A 20,420-nucleotide genomic window follows, 5' to 3' on the forward strand; every position below is an offset into this window, starting at 1 on the left:
GTGCCTGCATGCCTCCTATACTAAAATCAGTAGATTATCGTTTTAAATTAAGAAGCTCTTGTAAAATTTCATCAGATGTCGTGATGATCTTTGAATTTGATTGGAATCCACGTTGGGCAACGATCATTTCCGTAAATTCTTCTGAAAGATCAACGTTTGACATTTCAAGCATTGATGAGTTAATCGAACCTGTACCATTAGCTCCTGGAGCTTCAGTAGCTGTAGGCTGACCAGAGTTGGCTGTTGGAATGAATGTATTCCCACCCACTTTTGATAGACCACTTGTGTTTGCGAAACTAACTAAACCAATCGTACCAGCCACTGCTGCTTGCCCATTTTCATCTACTAAATTGACCGTTCCATCCTTACTTATGGAAAAGCTTTGGGTAGTATTTGGTATAGTAATAGCTCCTCCTCCAACACCATTCACTATAAATCCTTCTGCAGTTGTAAGATTTCCATTTTGATCTAGATAGAAGTTCCCTGAGCGAGTGTAATAATCTTGTTCCCCATCACTTACTACAAAATATCCTTCACCTTCAATGGAAAGATCAAGAGAACGCCCCGTAAATTGACTTGTCGCCCCTTCATGAATCGTATCAATTGATCCAAGTGTTGAACCTGCTCCTACCTGTTTGGAGTTAATCCCTCCACGGCCTCCGTCTTGAGCCGCTGTAGCTCCTGCAAGCTGTTGGCTGACGAGATCCTGGAATGTTACACGGCCTTTCTTGAAGCCGTATGTATTTACGTTCGCGATGTTGTTACCAATTACATCAAGCTTCGTTTGAAAGTTTTTCATACCGGAAATCCCTGAATACATTGATTTAATCATCTATACTCGCTCCTTTTGTTAACTGCTTCTCTCATTCCGCAGTTTGTGGCATCCCTTAATGGGTCCTGCCTAGATTGATGAATCTAAAAGAATGGTTCCATTAATATTTGTAAAAATATGACTTGTCGCTTCATTCCGATTAAGAGCTGTAATTATCGTTTGACTTTTGGTGTTTGCTACAAGTGCCGCTTCCCTTGTGACAACTAATGCGTCGGTAATTCCTTTTTGACTTGCTTCATGTAGCTTTTCAGAAATGAGCTTCCATTCAGATTGATTCATTCGAATGCCTCGTTGATGGAGACGTTCATTTGCATGCTTGCTTATGGTAATGCTTTGCTGTTCATTTTTTAAGATTTGACTAAAAGAATGGCTAGGGTGTTGCTGGACGTTTGGCTTTAATGCCGATTGGGACCTGTAACCTGGTTTAATATGGAGACTCGGATCAATCATTCACCTTGTCCTCAATGCCCGGAGCAATCCCAACGACTTGTTTTTCCAGAATCCATGTACCATCCTCCAAACCAATTTGAAGAACGCGGTCGCGGTCGTACTTTACTGATGTAACCCTCGCTGTTTTTTGTTCTCCTTCAAGCGAAGTGGAATCACCAAGCTCATACGTAATCTCTTTATTAATTAACTCACTATATTGCAACAACGTTTGTTTTGACTGAGATTGAACAAACGTTTCTAATGTTTTGTTCATATTCGTCATCTGCTCTAGAGATGAGAAGGTAGCCATTTGAGCAATAAATTCTCTGTCATCTACTGGATTACTTGGATCTTGGTTCTGTAATTGTATTAAAAGTAGTTTTAAGAAATCATCCTTACCTAAGCTATCGCCACTCCGTACAGCTTGAGAAGGTTTAGGTAATAAAAAATCATTTGTAATGGATGTCATCATACTCACCTGCCATTGTTTTATGAAAACAAACCTTCTAATAGTGTTTTAAAGGAAAAGCTTGTCTCTGTTCGTGATTCATTCTCATCCTTCTGATGATCTGGATGATCTGATTGTTGTTCATGCTGTTGCTGTTGATCCCGATCCACAAACTCTTCTACGTCAATTTGATCAAATGCGATATTTTGTGAATTTAGTGCTTGTCTTAATTGAGGCAAGCTCCGTTCCACTAATTCTTTTGTCGCACTTGATTCCGCAATAATTTGTGCAGCAAGTTTCTGACCACTTTGAATCACTTGAATCTGCAATTTCCCAAGGTGTTCAGGGAAAAGCTTTAACGTTAAAGTCGTTTGTCCATCAGACCGCTGAGTCATTGAACCTTGATGCAAAATACGTTGAAGTGTTTTAACAAAGCGTCTTTCTTCCGTTTGTCCTTCTGCCTTCAACGTTTCAGCTTGTTGCTGTACCCGATCAAATGCATGGACCGGTTTTACTGGTGCTAGTAGACTCTCATTTGAAGCGGTAGATTTCATGTCATTTACTGTTGGGGCCATCGCGCGATCAGTTGATTTACTTCCCTCTTCTGGTAGTACAGAATGGACAGTGGTTTTTAACTCCATCTCACTCGCTTCTTTATTCACACGTTCATTAAAGGAACGTGAAGTGAAAGTTTGGTTTGGTATGGAGTGTTCTGTTTTTTCAACTCTAGATTCAACAACCAATGGTTTAAGAGTGTCCTCTTTTGCTTTCATAGCTGACTTATCCGTTCTAATAAGCATTAATAGCTTTTCAAGCTCTTCAGATGATTTTAAATCATTTGGCGCACCCTCAATATCCATGTCAACCGGTTTCCTAAACGTCGGACGTACCGCGTCCTTAATCTCAGTGATTAATTGATTAAGTGTTGTTTGATCCTTTGAATGGAAGAATGTTTCTACTTTACTTGCCACTTGTTGAAAAAGTTCAGCATCCTCATATAATTGATGAAGTTTTGGTAGATCTACACTTCGTTTAATAGTATCTAGCAGAATTTCTGTCTGCTCTTGCACTATTTGATCTTCAACTGATTGAGTAGCTTGCTGCCCTTGAACAGGAAAGCTTTTTAAAGCTGATATAGGCATTCGGAATAAAGAAGGTTGATTTTTCTCTCGATTATTAGAGAGTTCTACTTCTTTTTTTTGCATGAAATGTCCTGACTCTTCAAACTCTGGCATAAATGTTATCGGAGTAACTGATTCATCCAATTCAGATTTTAATGGTAGCTGATTCATCGATCCATTGGATTTAGCCTTTAATAACACCTGATTAATTGATTCATTGAGTTTAGGGTTTAATGGTATCTGAGTACTTGTCTTATCAGGTTCAGGCATAATTAATTTGTTTTTGTTTTCCAAAGGTATTGCGCGAAATTCATCTAATTCTTCTGATTCCCGGTTAAGAAATTCTTTCTCAATAGAAGAAAAACGAGTCAATTTTGGCTCTAAACTATCTACGCTTTTTTGTTCAACAGTTGTCATGCTGTGAGTTTGAGAAAGTGGAACAACGTTGTTATCTTTTTTGGATTCTATATCTGTTTGGTTCGTTTGGGTTACTGGATCGGTTATTGCATCTTTGACTCCTATCGCTAACGCCTTATGATTCGTTTGATCCTGATCTTCTTGAGCAATAGCGTGAATAATAACATTTGTGACCATTTCCGGATCAAAATGTTCAGCTAATACTTCGGCATCTGCATATAAAAAAGGTACGATTGCTTTTTCAATACTAATTTCAGGTTCTTTGTGATCAATCGATTCAATTAAGGATTGTTCTTTAGTTTCAGAGTTAGTACCCTCAAACTGTTGGAGTACATTTGAAAATGATAAAACAAAAGACTCATCAGATTGGTTTTCTTTAATGGCCGTTGATTCACTACCATTACTTGAATGACTCTGGAGTTGATTACCTAATCCAACAAAACCTCTCACACTTTGAAATGGTAAAAACTGATTCACTTTTTCACCTCCCTTCAGTTCACTTCATCAGACCAGGCTCGTACAACGTCAGCAGCAAGAGGTGTGTCCATTTTTGCGAGAATAGCCGACTTTGTTTCCGATTTAACGTCTTTAAGTTGGGTGACAATTTCATCTACTGTTAATTCATTTAAAATGGCTGCAGCAGCTTTGGCAGACATTTGTTCGTAGGTTTTTGCAAGTTCTTTATTACGCTCTTCTACCGTAACATCGGTTGTTTCTATACTCGCGTCTTCATCTTGTGAGGCTAGATCTGTCTGAACCTGATCAAGCTCTTCTTGAGTAACCTGCAAGCTTTGTGTAGCTTCTTCTAATTGGCTTTTTGTTTGTTCAAGCTCTACTTTCAAGCTTGAATTTTCTGCCTTCAGATCATTCGGGGTATCCGTAGAAGGACTCTCATTTTCTTCCGTGACAAGAGAGGAAAGAACGGGTACACTTTGTGCCCACTGTTTACTACTTCCCATCACATCAAAACCAATTAAAGGAGCAACAAAAAACAGAACAAGCAAACACACAACGATGAGAGGTAATACAACAGCGAGCAACATCATTTTTAAACCATTGCTTTTCTTTTCTTCTTTTGGCATGTTTTCACCCTCTTACTGTCTGACAAATCGTTGCACAGAAATTTCATCCATACTTAACTGTTCCAGACGAGCTTCCTCTACCACAAATTGCTTCCGTTTCTTATCACGGATCTTTTCATGCTTTTTGTGCTCAAATGAGGCATCTAGAAGTAATTGGTGCTTTTCTTCCATTTTCGTTCTAGCAAGCTGAGTACGTTTTTGTTGCTTCACAATTGCATCTTGAAGAAATAACATACTGGCTTGCATAGACTGAATATCGAGTACGGAAACCAAGTTCGATAGCTTTGCACGTGCATCTTGCTCAAGCGCTTCTTTTCGCTTGAGTAAATGATAAAGTTCTGTTGCTACCTCTTCAAAGGTTTTCACAGCGTTTGAATACACGTTTTCGGCCTCTTCCTTCTCCCTCTCCTTTAAATCCATAAGTTTCTGTAAGGAATAGCGAAACTGCAAGGTAGTTCCTCCTTAGAATCGACCGACTAAGTGTCGTTCTGTTTCATCAAATGTTACTTGTTCATTTGTCGCTTGCTTGATGAAAGTCAATATATCTGGATGTGCGGCCACTGCTTCGTCCAGCTTCGCATTTGAGCCTCTTTTGTACGCACCTATTGAAATTAAATCTTCTGCATCTGTATAAATAGACAACAATTCACGTAATGTAGCAGCGGCAGTTAAATGTTGAGTAGATACAATGTCGCTCATCACACGAGACACACTTTTTAATACATGAATGGCCGGAAACTGACCTTTGTTCGCTAGCTGTCGATCTAAAACAAGGTGTCCATCCAGGATGCCTCGAACAGCATCAGCGATCGGTTCATTCATATCATCTCCGTCTACAAGAACCGTATAAAAAGCTGTAATACTCCCATGTTCATTTGTACCTGAACGTTCTAGAAGCTTTGGCAGCATGGCAAATACAGAAGGTGGATATCCTTTTGTTGTTGGTGGTTCACCAATAGCTAGCCCGATTTCACGTTGAGCCATTGCAAATCGTGTGACCGAATCCATCATCAAGTTCACACTTAGTCCCTGGTCTCTAAAATACTCAGCCACTGCCGTAGCAGTAAGCGCGCCTTTTACTCTCATAAGTGCAGGTTGATCAGAGGTTACGACTAAAAGAACCGTTTTTTTCATACCTTCTTCACCTAAATCGCGTTCAACAAAGTCTTTAACCTCGCGCCCACGCTCTCCAATGAGAGCAATGACATTCACATCTGCGGTGGAATACTTTGCAATCATAGCAAGCAGTGTACTTTTCCCTACTCCACTTCCTGCAAAAATTCCCATCCGCTGACCTTTGCCTACACTAAATAATCCATCAATGACTCGTACACCAAGCCCTAAACGCTCCGTAATTCGAGGTCGTTGTAGTGGGTTAGGTGGCGATTGCTCTACGGGAACCCATTCTACTGGATCCTGCATGTTTGAAGAGGTGAGTGGCTGACCAACTGCGTCGATGATTTGCCCGATTAAGCTATGGCCAACAGGAACGCTTAATGGCTTTTCAGTACACTCAACTAAATTACCAGGTGCGATTTCTACCGTATCTGAAAAAGGCATTAATAACACGTTACTTTCTTTAAAACCAACAACCTCTGCTTGAATTCTTCCGCTCCCATCTCGACCGGAGTGAATAAAGCAAATGTCTCCTACTGCAGCAATCGGACCTGTTGATTCAATGGTCAAACCAACAACTCTGGTCACCTTTCCATACCACTTTCTTGTTGACATTGCTTGAATCGAATCAACTAGCGTTTGATTGATCATGACTACGTTCCTCTAGATGTTTTAACAACTGACTTTTTAATGATTCAAGCTGTTGATCAATTGACGTGCTTAATCTGCCTTGCTTTGTTTCAATCCTACAAGCATTCTCTTCAAGCGCGAGATCTGGAACAATAAAAACGTCGCTCCCTGGCGGTAACACGTTTATTAGCTCTTGTTTATGGTTACTAACTTTTTCAAACCAAGTTGGATGAACGAAAATTTGGATGTCGTCATGATCTCTGGCTTCAAGAACTTGACCTTTTAGAAATTGAAGGACTGCTTCATCGGACGTCAGTTCCTTACCTAATATCTTCTGTGCAATGGCACATGCAAGCTGGATCATCTCAGGTTCAGAATCCTTTAACTTCTGGGCTTTCTCTTGGATTGTTTGATCAATTACAGACTGTGCTTCAATGATCTTATCGCTATACGTTGCCCAAGCAGCTTGCTCCCCTTCTTGATAACCGGTTTCATAGCCTTTTGTTCGGTGCTCTTCAAATAATTGTTCTGCTTGAGCGGCCATTTCTTTTTCTTTTCGTTCAAATAAATCTGTTAGTTGTTCAGATTGTTGCTCTGCCTCTGCCATCATGTCTTGAGCTTGTTTTTCCATTTCAATTAAACGATTCTCAGCCATTTGCTGCGCTGTCTCAAGCTCATCAAACTCTGAATTCGTTTCTGGCCACTTGTCTGCTTTATTCCACAATGGCTTTATGGCGATACTACGCTTTGTTTGAAGGGTCGTATCTGCTTTAGATTTTATGATCCTAGACAAGAACGTCATCTCCTCCGCCTCTGGCAACCACAATTTCTCCTGACTCTTCTAGCTTGCGGATCACTGCTACAATTCGTGATTGTGCTTCTTCTACATCGCGCAACCTGACAGGTCCTTTGTATTCCATTTCGTCCCGGAAAGCATCTGCCATACGTTGTGACATGTTGCCAAAGACGATATCTTTTACTTCTTCGCTCGCTACCTTCAGTGATAATTGTAGATCTTCATTTTCTACATCACGTATAATTCGTTGGATAGAGCGATTATCAAGCGTAACAATGTCCTCAAAGACAAACATTCTCTTCTTAATTTCTTCTGCTAATTCTGGGTCTTGAATTTCAAGTGCATCTAGTATGGTTCGCTCTGTAGAACGGTCCACCCCATTTAATACTTCGACGACTGCTTCTACTCCCCCAGCCTCGGTGTAGTCCTGAGTCACAGACTGAGAAAGCTTTTCTTCAAGAATCATTTCAACCTGACTCACGATTTCAGGAGAGGTGCTATCCATAATGGCAATTCTTCTTGCTACATCCGCTTGTACTTCTTGCGGCAGCTCTGATAGAATCTGGCCAGCCTGTGCCGAATCTAAATAAGATAGTATTAAAGCAATGGTCTGTGGATGCTCATGTTGAATGAAATTTAAAATCTGGTTTGGATCAGCTTTTCTGGCAAAGTCAAACGGCCTGACTTGTAGCGTTGACGTTAGGCGATTAATAATCTGCATCGCGTTTTCTTCACCAAGCGCTTTTTCTAAGATACTTTTCGCGTAACCGATTCCTCCTTGAGAGATGTAGTCTTGAGCCATCACAATATGGTGAAATTGTTCAAGAACTTCATCCTTCACTGAGCTTTCTACCTTTCGGATGTTTGATATCTCCAAGGAAAGTTGTTCTATCTCTTCTTCTGTTAAGTGCTTATATATTTGAGCTGAGACGTCTGGCCCAAGAGAGATGAGTAAAACAGCTGCTTTTTGTCTGCCTGTTAGTTCTTTGTTTGAAGCTCTTCCCACTTCTCTGCCCCCTCTTAATCTTCAGATAACCAAGAACGTAATAGCTTCGAAAATTCTTCTGGTTTTTCTTTCGCCATGTTTTCTAATTGTTTCCGTTTTTCATGAGCAGGCCCGCTTCCTTCAACAGGTAGATCAGGTACCTCCTCAGTTGGCAGTGCCACTGAATCTATAGTCACTTCTTCTGTAGATTCCTCAAGCGCCACTTGTTTTCTACTTCTAGCAAGCATGACAACAAGAACAATAACAACTAGTGCAAGAACAGCCGCTAAAGCATATAACCATGTTGGGATCGCTTGGCCAGTATCCGGTGCTAAGTCCTCTGTTTTTCCTGCAAATTGATGAGAGGTCACAACAATTTTAGAATTTATTTCTTCCTGACTTAATGGCTGTCCATCTACTTCAGGTAATGTGGTTCGAACAATTGTACCTAAGATTTGTTGAATGTCAGCGATTTGCTGAGCCGGAATAGTGTCCGCCCCTTCAGGAGGCTCAAGCATTACTTGTACACCAACATTCCTTATTTGATAAGGGCTTTGTGTAATTTCACGGTTAATACGGTTAACTTCATTATTAATTCGATCTTCCGTGCGCTCCCACTCAGAATTTTCGTTCCCTTCCCCTTCAACAAAATTAGGTATTCCTTCTCCTGTTCCGGCTGTCCCACCTTCAGGAATCGTACCTTCACCTGTATACGCTTCTGATATCCGCTCGACACTTACAGCGATACCTTCCATGTTTTCTTCATCGACAGGCTCAACGAGTTGCTCTGTCCGATTTTCTTGAGTAAAGTCGATATCTGTAGTAACAGAGATTAAGACTTTATCAGGTCCAATCATTGTTCCAAGCATTTGTTGAAGGTTACGAGTCATATCTTGTTCTATTTCTTTTTGAATTCCACGTTGCTGTTCAAAAGCAGCAAGAGTAGAATCTCCGGCCGAACCAGCATCGTATCCGTACGAATTAAAGTGTTGATCTGAAATAACGATATTTTCTATAGGTAAATTAGGTACACTTTTTGATATTAGATGGTAGAGTCCTTTGACTCTTTCTTGGTCCAGCTGTGTGCCTAGTTTAAGATCTAGAACAACAGCTGCGGTTGCAGATTCTTGTGTAGAGCTTAACCATACACTCTCTTCTGGTAAAGTGATGACGACGTTCGCATTTTGAACACCATCAATATTTTTAATTAAATTTGAAATCTCTGTTTGCATAGCTGCACGTTCCATCACTGAAAATTCATTATCAGTCATCCCAAAACCAGATGAATCAGAAAAAATAGAGTAATCGATGTTACCACTTTGGGGGAGCCCTTCTGCAGCTAATTCAACTTTCAAAGAATCCACCTGATTGTCCGGAACTTCAATGGTCATGCCATCCTTAGATACACGTGATGGAATTCCTTTTCCATCTAACGTTTCTTTAATTTGCCCTGTTTCTTGTAATGAAAGTTGGCTATAAAGTGGCACAAAGTTTTGTTTTGTACTGAAGTATGTAAGTGCCGCAGCCATTAATAGAATGAGAATAAGTCCTGCAACAAGCCATATCTTCTGCCGAGGCTCTCTCTCAGTCCAGTAAGTTAGTACTGCATTTTTATATCTTGCAATTGTCTCGTTCATGCGACCTCCTGGCACCCCTGCAAACGTATTTCATTCAACGATAAAGATTAAACTTGCATTCTCATTATTTCTTGGTAGGCTTCAACCATTTTATTTCGAATTTCAATAGTTGCTTGAAGGGATACAGATGCTTTTTGACCTGTGATCATCACGTCATGTAATTCAATCGGCTTCCCTAAAGCTAGAGCTTCTGTTTTTTGACTTGATTCATTTTGCATAGTATTAACCTCTCTAAGCGCATTGCCTAGCAAGGCTTTGAAACTTTCTTGAGCTTCTCCTGAAGAGATAGATTCCGCTTGTCGTTTTGCCGCTTGTCCAACTTGTAATGGACTCTGAATCGCATTTAATTCCAACTAGAACCCTCCTACTTTCCGATTTCAAGTGTTTTGAGTAGCATATTCTTTGATGCATTTAAGGCAGTTACATTCGCTTCATATGATCGTGTGGCTCCCATTAAGTCAACCATTTCGCGCAACGGATCCACATTAGGCATCTGAACAAAACCCTCTTCATTTGCATCTGGATGATCCGGTTGGAAGACAAGCTTAAAAGGTGTATTATCACGCTCTATAGCAGACACTCTCACACCATTTAACTCATTATGTAAAAAAGATTGAAAACCTTGCTTCGATTGATTTGGAGTGACCGAAACCATTTTCCGTCTATAAGGTTGCCATTCTCCATCCACAAGCTCACCACGTGTCGTTTCCGCGTTGGCCATATTTGACGAAACAACATCCATTCTTAAACGGTTCGCCGTTAAAGCTGAGGCACTAGCATGAAATCCAGTAAACATCGACACTCTATTTTCCTCCTCTTATCACTGATTGAAGGGAAGAGAACCTGCCATTCAGCCTTTCAATCAATGCATTGTATTGAATTTGATTTTCAGCAAGAATTGACATTTCCTTATCAATATCCACACCATTTCCATTGTGGTGATACCGATCTTTTAATTCATTTAACTGGGTTGAACCAGACTTACTACCTTTAAAATCCAAATGTTCCGTGTGCGTTTTATATGCACCTATCGATGGCTCTTTTAATGCAACCTCTAATGTTTGTGAGAATGGCACTTGTTTCGCTTTGTAACCAGGTGTATCTGCATTAGCAATGTTATTTGCAAGCACAGACTGCCTTTGCTGAGCTTGATCCAAACCTAGTTCAATAGACCGAAATGATGCACCAGAAAAAAGATCCATGACGTTTCTCCCTTCTATTCGTACAAATTCGACATAAATATTTAAATTCACTACAACTTTTTCACTAGTTATAAGGAAATTGTACTCAAATCTAATACTATTGTCTAACGATGTTTTTTTAAAACACAGTATTTACGATCAAGTACCTACGACATAATTACTATTTATATTCAAATATATGTAATTATTGACTATTTATTATTTGATAACGCTTTATTTTGTTATGATTAGAAATAAAACCGTCAAAAATACCTACAACATGATTCCCATAACTTTTGTATCGACACGTTTTTTGACTATAAAGTTAGTTATAAAAATAATTACTTTGATATAAACATTCATCTTACAAAAAAACCTCTGAGTCGTTTGACTCAGAGGTTTTTTTCATTTAAAACTAAATTATTTTGCTTTCATACGTTCTAATTCATTCAAGAATTTGTCATTTAATACTTTAATGTACGTTCCTTTCATACCTAAAGAACGTGATTCAATTACACCAGCACTTTCAAGCTTACGAAGTGCATTTACGATAACTGAACGAGTAATCCCTACACGATCAGCTACTTTACTAGCAACAAGAAGGCCTTCACGTCCATCAAGTTCTTCAAAAATATGCTCAACTGCTTCTAGTTCGCTATAAGATAATGAGCTAATCGCCATTTGTACAACCGCTTTGCTGCGGGCTTCTTCTTCGATTTCCTGCGTTTTTTCATGAAGAATTTCCATTCCAACAACTGTTGCACCATACTCAGCAAGGATAAGGTCGTCATCGTTAAACGAATCATTTAATCTAGATAGAATTAAAGTTCCTAAACGTTGTCCTCCACCTTTAATTGGAACAATTGTTGTTAGGCCTGATTTGAAAAGATCTTTATTCTCAACAGGGAAAGCTGTGTACTCACTTTCAATGTCAATGTTTGCAGACGTTTCGTCTACTTTAAAGAGACCTTCTGTGTATTCTTGAGGGAATTGTTTTTCTTCAAACATTTTTTTCATACGATCATTTTCAATTTCCTGATGTATTGAAAATCCCAGTAATCGTCCGCGACGACTAAGAACATATACATTTGAACTAATTGTTTCAGCTAGTGTTTGAGCCATATCACGAAAACTTACGTGCTGACCACCTGACTTCTGTAGCATATCGTTAATTTTACGTGACCTTGATAATAAATCCATCTTGATAATCTCCTCCAACGAATCGTTCGTTTTATAAAATAAATTGACTTAAATCTTTGTTTTTTGCAATAGATGCGAGTTTTTCGTCTACGTACTCTGGAGTAATTGTAATTTCCTCAAGAGAGATATCTGGAGCCTCAAAAGATAAATCCTCCAGTAGACGTTCTAGTAATGTGTGCAATCTGCGTGCACCAATATTTTCTGTTTCTTGATTTACCTCAGCTGCGATAACAGCAATCTTACGAACAGCATCGTCTGTAAATGTAATTTTAATACCTTCTGTTTCAAGTAAAGCCTGATATTGTTTTAATAAGGCATTATCAGGTTCTAGTAGAATTCGCACAAAATCATCTACACTGAGGTTTGATAGCTCTACTCGAATTGGGAAACGCCCCTGTAGCTCTGGAATCAGGTCCGAAGGTTTAGACATGTGAAAGGCTCCCGCACCTATAAATAAGATGTGGTCGGTTTTAACGGCTCCATGCTTCGTCACAACCGTTGAACCTTCAACGATCGGTAAGATGTCTCGTTGAACCCCTTCTCTAGATACATCGGCAGATTGCTGACTTTTTCCAGCTACTTTATCTATCTCATCAATAAAAATGATACCAAGCTGCTCAGCTCGATGAATAGCCTCTTGATTCACATCATCCATATCTATCAATTTCTGTGCTTCTTCTTCAATGAGGATCTTTCTTGCATCCGTTACAGGTAGCTTGCGTTTCTTTTTCTTTTTAGGCATCAGGTTACCGAACATTTCTTGCATATTCATGCCCATTTGCTCCATGCCTGCTCCTTGGAACATATCCATCATCTGTTGACTTTGCTCAGAAACCTCAATGGTTACTAAACGATCCTCTAACTCTCCAAGCGCAAGCTTATGAGCCATCTTACGTTTTAGTTCTTTTTGAGATAGTTCTTCTTCTGTCTCTTGTTCCTCTTCGTTTGTATCGTCACTTGAAAAAAATGCCTCGAACGGGTTTTTAACTGCTGATTTTCGTTTCCCAGAAGGAACAAGCAAATCAACAATTCGTTTGTTTGCAAGATCTTCTGCTGGTCCGCGAACGGTTTGAAGCCGCTCATCTTTCACAAGGCGAACACTCGTATCAACCAAGTCTCGAACCATTGATTCTACATCACGTCCTACATATCCAACCTCAGTAAACTTTGTTGCTTCTACTTTCGCAAAAGGTGCACCAACAAGCTTTGCAAGTCTACGAGCAATTTCTGTTTTACCGACCCCGGTTGGCCCAATCATTAAGATATTTTTCGGTGTGATTTCATCTCTTAATTTGTCAGTCAGCATACTCCGACGATAACGGTTACGTAATGCAATGGCCACCGATTTTTTGGCGCCCTCTTGTCCTACGATGTATTGGTTTAAGCGATTAACGATGTCTCTTGGTGTTAATGAGTCCTTCATCAATTACTCATCTCCCTTCAGCCTACTCAAGCTCCTCTAACACAAGTTGATCATTAGTGTACACACAAATCTCTCCTGCTGTTTCTAAAGCAGCTTTTGCAATCTCCTTTGCACTCAGCATGGGTGCATGTTTTTTCAAGGCTCTACCAGCGGCTAATGCATAATTACCACCTGAGCCGATGGCAAGTATTCCATCATCTGGCTCAATGACTTCACCCGTTCCTGAAACGAGTAATAGCTGATCCTTATCCATCACAATAATCATCGCTTCAAGCTTTCGTAACACTCGATCGCTGCGCCATTCTTTAGCCAATTCCACCGAAGCACGCTGCAGATTACCATTATATTCTTCAAGCTTTCCTTCAAACTTCTCAAAAAGGGTAAATGCATCTGCAACAGATCCTGCAAATCCTGCAAGTACTTTGCCACCAAAGATACGTCGAACCTTCTTAGCTGTATGCTTCATGACCACTGCGTTCCCAAAAGTGACTTGACCGTCACCAGACATCGCAGACTTCCCTTGATGCTGTACGGCGAAAATCGTTGTCGCATGAAATTGTTCCATTTTCTGACCCCCTCTTGCATCATTATGCACGTGGATGATGATTCATATATACATCTCGTAAACGGTCTTTAGATACATGTGTATAGACTTGAGTTGTTGAGAGGTGTTCATGACCAAGTAGGTCTTGAACAACCCGTAAGTCCGCGCCGTTATTGAGTAAATGAGTAGCAAATGAATGCCTTAACTTATGAGGACTGATTCGATGGAAAAGTGAAGCCTCTTCCATTCTTTTGGTAAAGATCGTTCGATAACTACGCTCTGATAGTCCATTGCCTCGGTAGTTCAGAAACAGTAGATTTGTTTGTATTACACTCTTAACCTGAAGATGAGGTCTTCCTTCATCGAGATATTGACGAATCGCATGGATTGCATAGGAACCTACGGGGACATAACGTTCTTTTTTCCCTTTTCCATAAACGAGTACTGTCCCAAGTGAAAAATCAAGATGGTTTATCTCCAACAAGCAACATTCGCTTACACGCATACCCGTTGCATAAATCAGCTCTAGAATCGCTCGGTCTCGCAGATCAATTGGATTGGTACCTTTTATTCCCTCAAACAGCTTCTCCATTTCCTCTTCATACAGAAATTGCGGGAGCTTGCTGTCTGCTTTAGGTAGAGATGCATGAGCAAACACATTTTCCTCTAGGATACCCTCTCTTTTTAAAAAGCGACAGAAGCTTCTCATTGAAGATAACTTACGAGAAATTGTTCTTTTAGCGTATTTCTTTTCATGCAACTCTGTCAGATACGTACGTAACACTGCATATGTAACGTCTTTTAACGAAGGCACAGCTTCTTTATTCATAAAGAGATAGAATGCTTTGATGTCCCGAGCGTAATTAGATAACGTATGAGGTGAGCAGCCCTTCTCAATTTGTAAGTAACGCATAAATTGTTCTACCCACTGCTGTTCCAGCTTTTGGTCCAAGTCACTCACCTCTTCTAAGCTTCTAAATTTTATCACGCAGCACAATCAAAAACAACGCTATTCACATTTCTTTCATAAAATTCTGAATTGTACCTAATGCTCGCTCAGCAAGCTGTTCATAGCGTTCTTTTTTTGACTTGATTCGTTCTTCAAGTGGCTTTAACAAACCAAAGTTCGCGTTAATTGGCTGGAAGTTTTTCTTCGCTTCTGTTGTAATGTATTCAGCCATCGCGCCAAGAATGGTTTCCTCAGGAAACACAAGTAGTTCTTGTCCTTTTACAAGGCGTGCTGCATTAATACCTGCAATCATTCCTGCAGCAGCAGATTCTACATAACCTTCAACACCCGTAATTTGACCAGCGAAAAATAGATCTTCTCTCGCCTTAAATTGATACGTGCGGTTCAATAGTTTTGGTGAATTTAAGAACGTATTACGATGCATAACACCATAACGAACAAAGTCAGCCTGCTCTAAACCTGGAATTAAGCGAAAGACTTCTTTTTGCGGTCCCCATTTTAGGTGGGTTTGGAAGCCTACCATATTAAACAATGTACCTGATGAGTTGTCTTGTCTTAATTGAACAACTGCATAAGGACGTTTCCCTGTCTTAGGATCATCTAAACCAACTGGCTTCATTGGACCAAATAACATCGTCTTTGGACCGCGAGCCGCCAACACTTCAATTGGCATACACCCTTCAAAGAAGATCTCTTTTTCGAATTCTTTTAAAGGAACAGTTTCCGCTGAGATTAATGCTTCATAAAATGTATTAAATTCCTCTTCGTTCATCGGGCAATTAAGGTAAGCCGCTTCACCTTTGTCATAACGACTTTTTAAATATACCTTGTCGCGATCAATGGTTTCTGCATCGATGATCGGTGCTGCTGCATCATAGAAGTATAACGATTCTTCCCCCGTTAATTCACGCAGGCTTTTAGACAAGCCTTCTGAAGTGAGTGGACCCGTTGCGATAATAGTCGGTCCATCAGGAATCGAATCTATTTCTTCATTAAATACTGTAATATTTGGGTGATTACGTACTTTTTGTGTGACCGCATCTGCAAAATCATGTCTATCAACAGCAAGAGCTCCACCAGCTGGAACGGCAGCTCCATCTGCTGATGCAATGATTACAGAGTCAAGTCGTCTCATTTCTTCTTTTAGAACGCCAACAGCATTTGTTAAGGAGTTTCCTCGTAATGAGTTACTACAAACCAATTCTGCAAATTTATCTGTATGATGAGCCGGTGTTTGTTTCACTGGTCTCATTTCGTATAAGTGGACTTGTATTCCTTCTTTAGCTATTTGCCAAGCAGCTTCACTGCCAGCTAAACCTGCGCCGATAACCGTAATTACTGGTTGTTCCATCTTACCATTCACCTTTCTTATCTAGCTTGCTTATAGAATAGTACACGTACCAAACAGGACTGTCCAGCATAAATCATTTTTTTGATTCAGACAGCCCTATTCTCTTCATTTAGTTAGTATCTTTTTCAGAATAATCACATGAAACGCATTGCACTTGAACACCTTTTTTCAATTTCTTTTCAACGAGTAAGGAACTACATTTTGGACATGGTCGTGAGATCGGTTTATCCCATGAAACGAATTCACATTCAGGATAGCGATCGCAGCCATAAAAGATTCGACGTTTCTTACTTTTACGTTCAACAATATTGCCCTCTTTACAGGTTGGACACTTCACGCCAATGTCTTTCACAATCGCCTTTGTATTGCGGCAGTCTGGAAAATTGGAACACGCCATAAATTTCCCATAACGCCCCATTTTATAAACCATTTCTGAACCGCATTTTTCACACGTTTCGCCTGCTGGTTCGTCTTTGATTTCAACTTCCTTCATCTGTTCCTCGGCAACACTTAATCGTTTCTCAAACCCTTGATAAAAGCTGTCAATAACCTTAATCCATTGATCTTTTCCATCTTCAATGGAGTCAAGATCTGTTTCCATTTTAGCTGTGAATTTCACATCTAAAATTTCAGGGAAGAATTCTACGATTAACTCTAAGACGATATCACCAAGTTCGGTTGGTATAAATCGTTTTTCACTAAGCGCTACATACCCACGTCGTTGGATTGTATCTAAGGTAGGAGCATACGTTGAAGGTCGGCCTATACCTAGCTCTTCCATCGTTTTTACAAGTCTTGCCTCAGTATAACGTGGTGGTGGCTGTGTAAAGTGCTGAGTCGGATCAAGATCTTTTTGCTTAACCGTCTGACCTTCCTCAAGGTTAGGTAACAGCTTGTCTTCTTCCTTCTTACCATCGTCGTTCCCTTCAATATAAACCTTCATGAAGCCTGGAAATTTCACCTTAGAACCAGTCGCTCTAAATAACACACCATTGTTATTAAGATCTACAGTCATTGTATCCATGATCGCTGGAGCCATTTGACTAGATACCAGCCGCTCCCAGATTAATTTATATAGTCTTAATTGATCTCGAGATAAGTAAGCTTTCATTTCTTTAGGGTCATAATTAACAGATGTCGGTCGAATCGCTTCATGCGCATCTTGAGTTTTCTGGTCTTTCTTTACACTACGTGCACCTTGAGCTACGTACTCTTTCCCGTATGTTGTCTCAATATACGTCTTTGTTTCTTCTTTAGCTGTGTCAGAAATACGTGTTGAATCTGTACGCATGTACGTAATTAAACCGACTGTACCCTGCTTGCCTAAGTCAATTCCTTCATATAACTGTTGGGCAATCATCATCGTTTTCTTTGCTCTAAAGTTCAGCTTTCTTGCTGCCTCTTGTTGCAAAGAAGAAGTTGTGAAAGGAGCAACTGGGTTTCGCTTACGTTCCTTTTTCTTAACGGAATCAACATCGTAGTTTTTTCCTTTAAGTCGAGCGAGAACTTCTTTTACTTCTTGTTCCGATCCAAGTTCCTTTTTCTTTCCATCCACTCCGTAAAACTTCGCTTCAAACTCATCTTTGTTTAAAAGAAATGTACCGGGAATACTCCAGTATTCTTCAGGTTTAAACGCTTGAATTTCTTTCTCACGATCAATGATCATTTTTACAGCGACGGATTGAACTCTTCCCGCACTTAATCCTTTTTTCACTTTCTTCCATAGTAATGGGCTAATGTTATAACCAACAAGTCGATCGAGGATGCGACGTGCTTGCTGAGCATCTACTAAGTCCATGTTTATTGGTCGAGGTGTCTTAAATGCATCTTTTATCGCTTGTTTGGTAATTTCATTAAAAACGACACGACATTCAGAATGTTCATCTATATCTAAGCTATGAGCCAAATGCCAGGCAATGGCTTCCCCTTCTCTGTCGGGGTCAGCTGCGAGATAAACTTTTTTTACTTTTTTTGCTGCTGTCTTTAAATCTTTTAAAACGGGTCCTTTTCCACGAATCGTAATATACCTTGGTTCAAAGTCATTGGATACATCAACACCCATTTGACTTTTTGGTAAATCCCTTACATGTCCCATTGACGCTTTAACGATATACTTTTTTCCTAAGTACTTACCAATGGTCTTTGCTTTGGCGGGAGATTCCACGATTACTAAATAATCGGCCATATAGCCACTCCCTCTCGTCTATAAATGAAATCTCCCTCATTATTAAACACACATTTGCTATTTGTCAAACATAAGAAAAAGGTTTCAAGGTTTTTTTTGCCAATATTGCGGTTTATTTCAACCCTTATTTTTTCTTTTTTTTGTTTAATCTACTTCATATTCTTCGATAATATCTTCTGCCGTTAATACTAACTTTGCTCCTTGTTGAATTAAGAAATTGGTGCCTATAGATAAAGGAGAAAAAAGGGGGCCGGGAGTGGCAAATACATTTCTTCCTTGTTCAAGTGCTTGATCTGCACTTATTAACGACCCACTACGCTGGGCTGCTTCAATCACAAGTAAGCCTCTTGATAATCCGCTTATCAGTCGATTTCGTGCTGGAAACTGCCACTTTTGGGGAGGTGTTGAAGGGGGATATTCGGTTATAACCACATGCTCTGTCACAAGATGTTCATAAAGTGCCAGATTTTCTTTCGGGTAAATGTACTGAAACCCAGATCCCATAACCGCAATCGTTTTACCATTTTGTTTGATTGCTTCAATATGAGCAAGCCGATCGATTCCTTTAGCCATTCCACTAACGATTGTAAAATTATTTTCAATGAGTTCTGGAAACAACGTTTGAATACTTTTGATTCCAAGCTCTGTAGGTTGTCTTGTTCCGACTACACCCAATGTTTTTGCCGTACGTAACAGTTGAATGTTCCCTTTGACTAAGATCACCCAAGGCGGGTCATAGATTTGCTTTAATTGTATCGGATACTCAGGGTCTACATAACTGATAGCCTGTATGTGATCCTTAGAATATAGATGAAGCGTGTCTTCTGGAGAATGTCGATGAAGATCTTGATAAAAAGCTTGTGGACTTGGAAGAGTCGGATAAAACAAAGAGGATAGTTGCGTGAGAGACATAGAGAAAATGCGAGTAAGCGAAGGATCTTTCAAAATTAGTTGAGAGAGCTTAGACCAAGTCATCCCTCTGCAGCTGTGAATATGGATCACTCGGGTTCTAAAATCAGACAGTGTACATCCCTTCCTTCCTATTAAAAAGATAGATAGTAAAATAGACCGATAGGGAGCGAGAATTAAACAGATGAACGTTCTTTTCTCATACCCCTATTCGGTCAATTTCTTATTCGATTGTTCTACAATTACTTCGTTGCTTCGTGTGTTGTACACGCTTCAAGTAAGTTGTTTTCCTTAAGTGCAGCAACGAGTGTATCACCCATATCAGATGGTGTTGCAGCTACTTTGATTCCGCAGCTTTCAAGAGTTTTGATCTTCTCAGAAGCTGTACCCTTACCACCAGAAATGATCGCACCAGCATGGCCCATACGCTTTCCTGGAGGAGCTGTTTTCCCGCCGATAAAGCCGACTACAGGTTTAGTCATGTTTGCCTTCACCCATTCAGCCGCTTCTTCTTCAGCTGTTCCGCCGATTTCACCAATCATGATGACAGCATACGTATCTGGGTCTTCATTAAATAGTTTAAGAGTATCGATAAAGTCTGTTCCATTTACAGGATCTCCACCGATTCCTACAGCTGAAGATTGACCAATACCTGCAGTAGATAGTTGGTGAACCGCTTCATATGTTAATGTACCAGATCTTGAAACAACACCTACATGACCTTTTTTGTGAATGTATCCTGGCATAATACCGATCTTACATTCTTCAGGTGTAATAACACCAGGGCAGTTCGGTCCGATCAAGCGAGTATTCTTTCCTTCTAGATAGCGTCTTACATCTACCATATCAAGTACTGGAATGCCTTCTGTGATACAAATCGCTAGCTCAATGCCTGCGTCCGCTGCTTCCATAATCGCATCTGCTGCAAAAGCAGGTGGTACGTAGATCACTGAAGCATTTGCTCCAGTTGCTTGAACAGCTTCCTCTACAGTATTAAATACTGGAATGCCTTCAATCTCAGTTCCACCCTTACCAGGTGTAACTCCACCGACAATGTTTGTACCGTATTCAACGGCTTGTTGTGTATGAAAAAGACCTGTTGCTCCTGTAATTCCTTGAACAAGTACTTTTGTATCTTTATTAATGAGGATACTCATTTCTCCA

Annotated in this window: 21 protein-coding genes; all 21 read right to left on the bottom strand. The window is 40.0% G+C overall.

The features are described 5' to 3' along the window. Positions 1–34: 34 nt before the first annotated feature. Positions 35–832 carry a flagellar basal body rod protein FlgG gene (gene flgG / locus NSQ54_11515; GenBank protein ID WYP24958.1) on the bottom strand — a complete coding sequence of 266 codons (798 nt, stop codon included), beginning with the start codon at positions 830–832 and terminating at the stop codon, positions 35–37. A 69-nt stretch (positions 833–901) separates the two neighbouring features. Continuing rightward, positions 902–1,282: a TIGR02530 family flagellar biosynthesis protein gene (locus NSQ54_11520; protein WYP24959.1), complete on the bottom strand. Its 381-nt coding sequence runs from the start codon at positions 1,280–1,282 to the stop codon at positions 902–904. Continuing rightward, the gene (flgD, locus tag NSQ54_11525) at positions 1,275–1,733 is read right to left on the bottom strand and encodes a flagellar hook assembly protein FlgD (GenBank protein ID WYP24960.1); all 459 of its coding nucleotides are present in this window, start codon (positions 1,731–1,733) and stop codon (positions 1,275–1,277) included. The genes NSQ54_11520 and flgD overlap by 8 nt, the downstream gene beginning before the upstream one ends. Before the next feature lie 17 nt (positions 1,734–1,750). After that, positions 1,751–3,724 carry a flagellar hook-length control protein FliK gene (locus NSQ54_11530; GenBank protein WYP24961.1) on the bottom strand — a complete coding sequence of 658 codons (1,974 nt, stop codon included), beginning with the start codon at positions 3,722–3,724 and terminating at the stop codon, positions 1,751–1,753. Between the two features lie 14 nt (positions 3,725–3,738). Continuing rightward, complete coding sequence (locus NSQ54_11535) at positions 3,739–4,329, bottom strand: hypothetical protein (GenBank protein WYP24962.1); 591 nt, start codon at positions 4,327–4,329, stop codon at positions 3,739–3,741. A 12-nt stretch (positions 4,330–4,341) separates the two neighbouring features. Further along, positions 4,342–4,779, bottom strand: coding sequence for a flagellar export protein FliJ (fliJ, locus tag NSQ54_11540; GenBank protein WYP24963.1), 438 nt, complete (start codon positions 4,777–4,779; stop codon positions 4,342–4,344). A 12-nt stretch (positions 4,780–4,791) separates the two neighbouring features. Next, on the bottom strand, positions 4,792–6,096 hold the full coding sequence (gene fliI, locus NSQ54_11545) for a flagellar protein export ATPase FliI (protein ID WYP24964.1): 1,305 nt from the start codon (positions 6,094–6,096) through the stop codon (positions 4,792–4,794). Continuing rightward, positions 6,074–6,868, bottom strand: a complete 795-nt coding sequence (fliH, locus tag NSQ54_11550) for a flagellar assembly protein FliH (protein WYP24965.1) — start codon at positions 6,866–6,868, stop codon at positions 6,074–6,076. Before fliH ends, fliI begins: the two co-directional genes overlap by 23 nt. Further along, positions 6,861–7,877, bottom strand: coding sequence for a flagellar motor switch protein FliG (gene fliG, locus NSQ54_11555; GenBank protein WYP24966.1), 1,017 nt, complete (start codon positions 7,875–7,877; stop codon positions 6,861–6,863). The genes fliH and fliG overlap by 8 nt, the downstream gene beginning before the upstream one ends. A gap of 14 nt (positions 7,878–7,891) precedes the next feature. After that, positions 7,892–9,493, bottom strand: coding sequence for a flagellar basal-body MS-ring/collar protein FliF (fliF, locus tag NSQ54_11560; protein ID WYP24967.1), 1,602 nt, complete (start codon positions 9,491–9,493; stop codon positions 7,892–7,894). Between the two features lie 47 nt (positions 9,494–9,540). Then, positions 9,541–9,780, bottom strand: coding sequence for a flagellar hook-basal body complex protein FliE (gene fliE, locus NSQ54_11565; GenBank protein ID WYP28549.1), 240 nt, complete (start codon positions 9,778–9,780; stop codon positions 9,541–9,543). 77 nt (positions 9,781–9,857) lie between these two features. Next, complete coding sequence (flgC, locus tag NSQ54_11570) at positions 9,858–10,289, bottom strand: flagellar basal body rod protein FlgC (protein ID WYP28550.1); 432 nt, start codon at positions 10,287–10,289, stop codon at positions 9,858–9,860. Between the two features lie 7 nt (positions 10,290–10,296). Next, positions 10,297–10,695, bottom strand: coding sequence for a flagellar basal body rod protein FlgB (gene flgB, locus NSQ54_11575; GenBank protein ID WYP24968.1), 399 nt, complete (start codon positions 10,693–10,695; stop codon positions 10,297–10,299). A 399-nt stretch (positions 10,696–11,094) separates the two neighbouring features. Then, the gene (gene codY, locus NSQ54_11580; protein WYP24969.1) at positions 11,095–11,874 is read right to left on the bottom strand and encodes a GTP-sensing pleiotropic transcriptional regulator CodY; all 780 of its coding nucleotides are present in this window, start codon (positions 11,872–11,874) and stop codon (positions 11,095–11,097) included. A gap of 31 nt (positions 11,875–11,905) precedes the next feature. Continuing rightward, complete coding sequence (gene hslU / locus NSQ54_11585) at positions 11,906–13,300, bottom strand: HslU--HslV peptidase ATPase subunit (GenBank protein WYP24970.1); 1,395 nt, start codon at positions 13,298–13,300, stop codon at positions 11,906–11,908. A gap of 19 nt (positions 13,301–13,319) precedes the next feature. Further along, entirely contained in the window at positions 13,320–13,862 is a 543-nt protein-coding gene (gene hslV, locus NSQ54_11590; protein WYP24971.1) for an ATP-dependent protease subunit HslV, read from the bottom strand. Positions 13,863–13,884: 22 nt separating this feature from the next. Then, positions 13,885–14,793, bottom strand: a complete 909-nt coding sequence (gene xerC, locus NSQ54_11595; GenBank protein WYP24972.1) for a tyrosine recombinase XerC — start codon at positions 14,791–14,793, stop codon at positions 13,885–13,887. 61 nt (positions 14,794–14,854) lie between these two features. Then, positions 14,855–16,162: an FADH(2)-oxidizing methylenetetrahydrofolate--tRNA-(uracil(54)-C(5))-methyltransferase TrmFO gene (trmFO, locus tag NSQ54_11600; protein ID WYP24973.1), complete on the bottom strand. Its 1,308-nt coding sequence runs from the start codon at positions 16,160–16,162 to the stop codon at positions 14,855–14,857. Positions 16,163–16,271: 109 nt separating this feature from the next. Further along, the gene (gene topA, locus NSQ54_11605) at positions 16,272–18,347 is read right to left on the bottom strand and encodes a type I DNA topoisomerase (protein WYP24974.1); all 2,076 of its coding nucleotides are present in this window, start codon (positions 18,345–18,347) and stop codon (positions 16,272–16,274) included. Positions 18,348–18,491: 144 nt separating this feature from the next. Then, positions 18,492–19,322 (bottom strand): DNA-processing protein DprA, encoded by an 831-nt coding sequence (gene dprA / locus NSQ54_11610; GenBank protein ID WYP24975.1) that lies wholly within the window; start codon positions 19,320–19,322, stop codon positions 18,492–18,494. Positions 19,323–19,498: 176 nt separating this feature from the next. Next, the gene (gene sucD, locus NSQ54_11615) at positions 19,499–20,413 is read right to left on the bottom strand and encodes a succinate--CoA ligase subunit alpha (GenBank protein WYP24976.1); all 915 of its coding nucleotides are present in this window, start codon (positions 20,411–20,413) and stop codon (positions 19,499–19,501) included. Positions 20,414–20,420 lie beyond the last annotated feature (7 nt).

This window comes from Alkalihalobacillus sp. FSL W8-0930 (assembly GCA_037965595.1).
In the GTDB taxonomy this organism is placed as follows: Bacteria; Bacillota; Bacilli; order Bacillales; family Bacillaceae_D; genus Alkalicoccobacillus.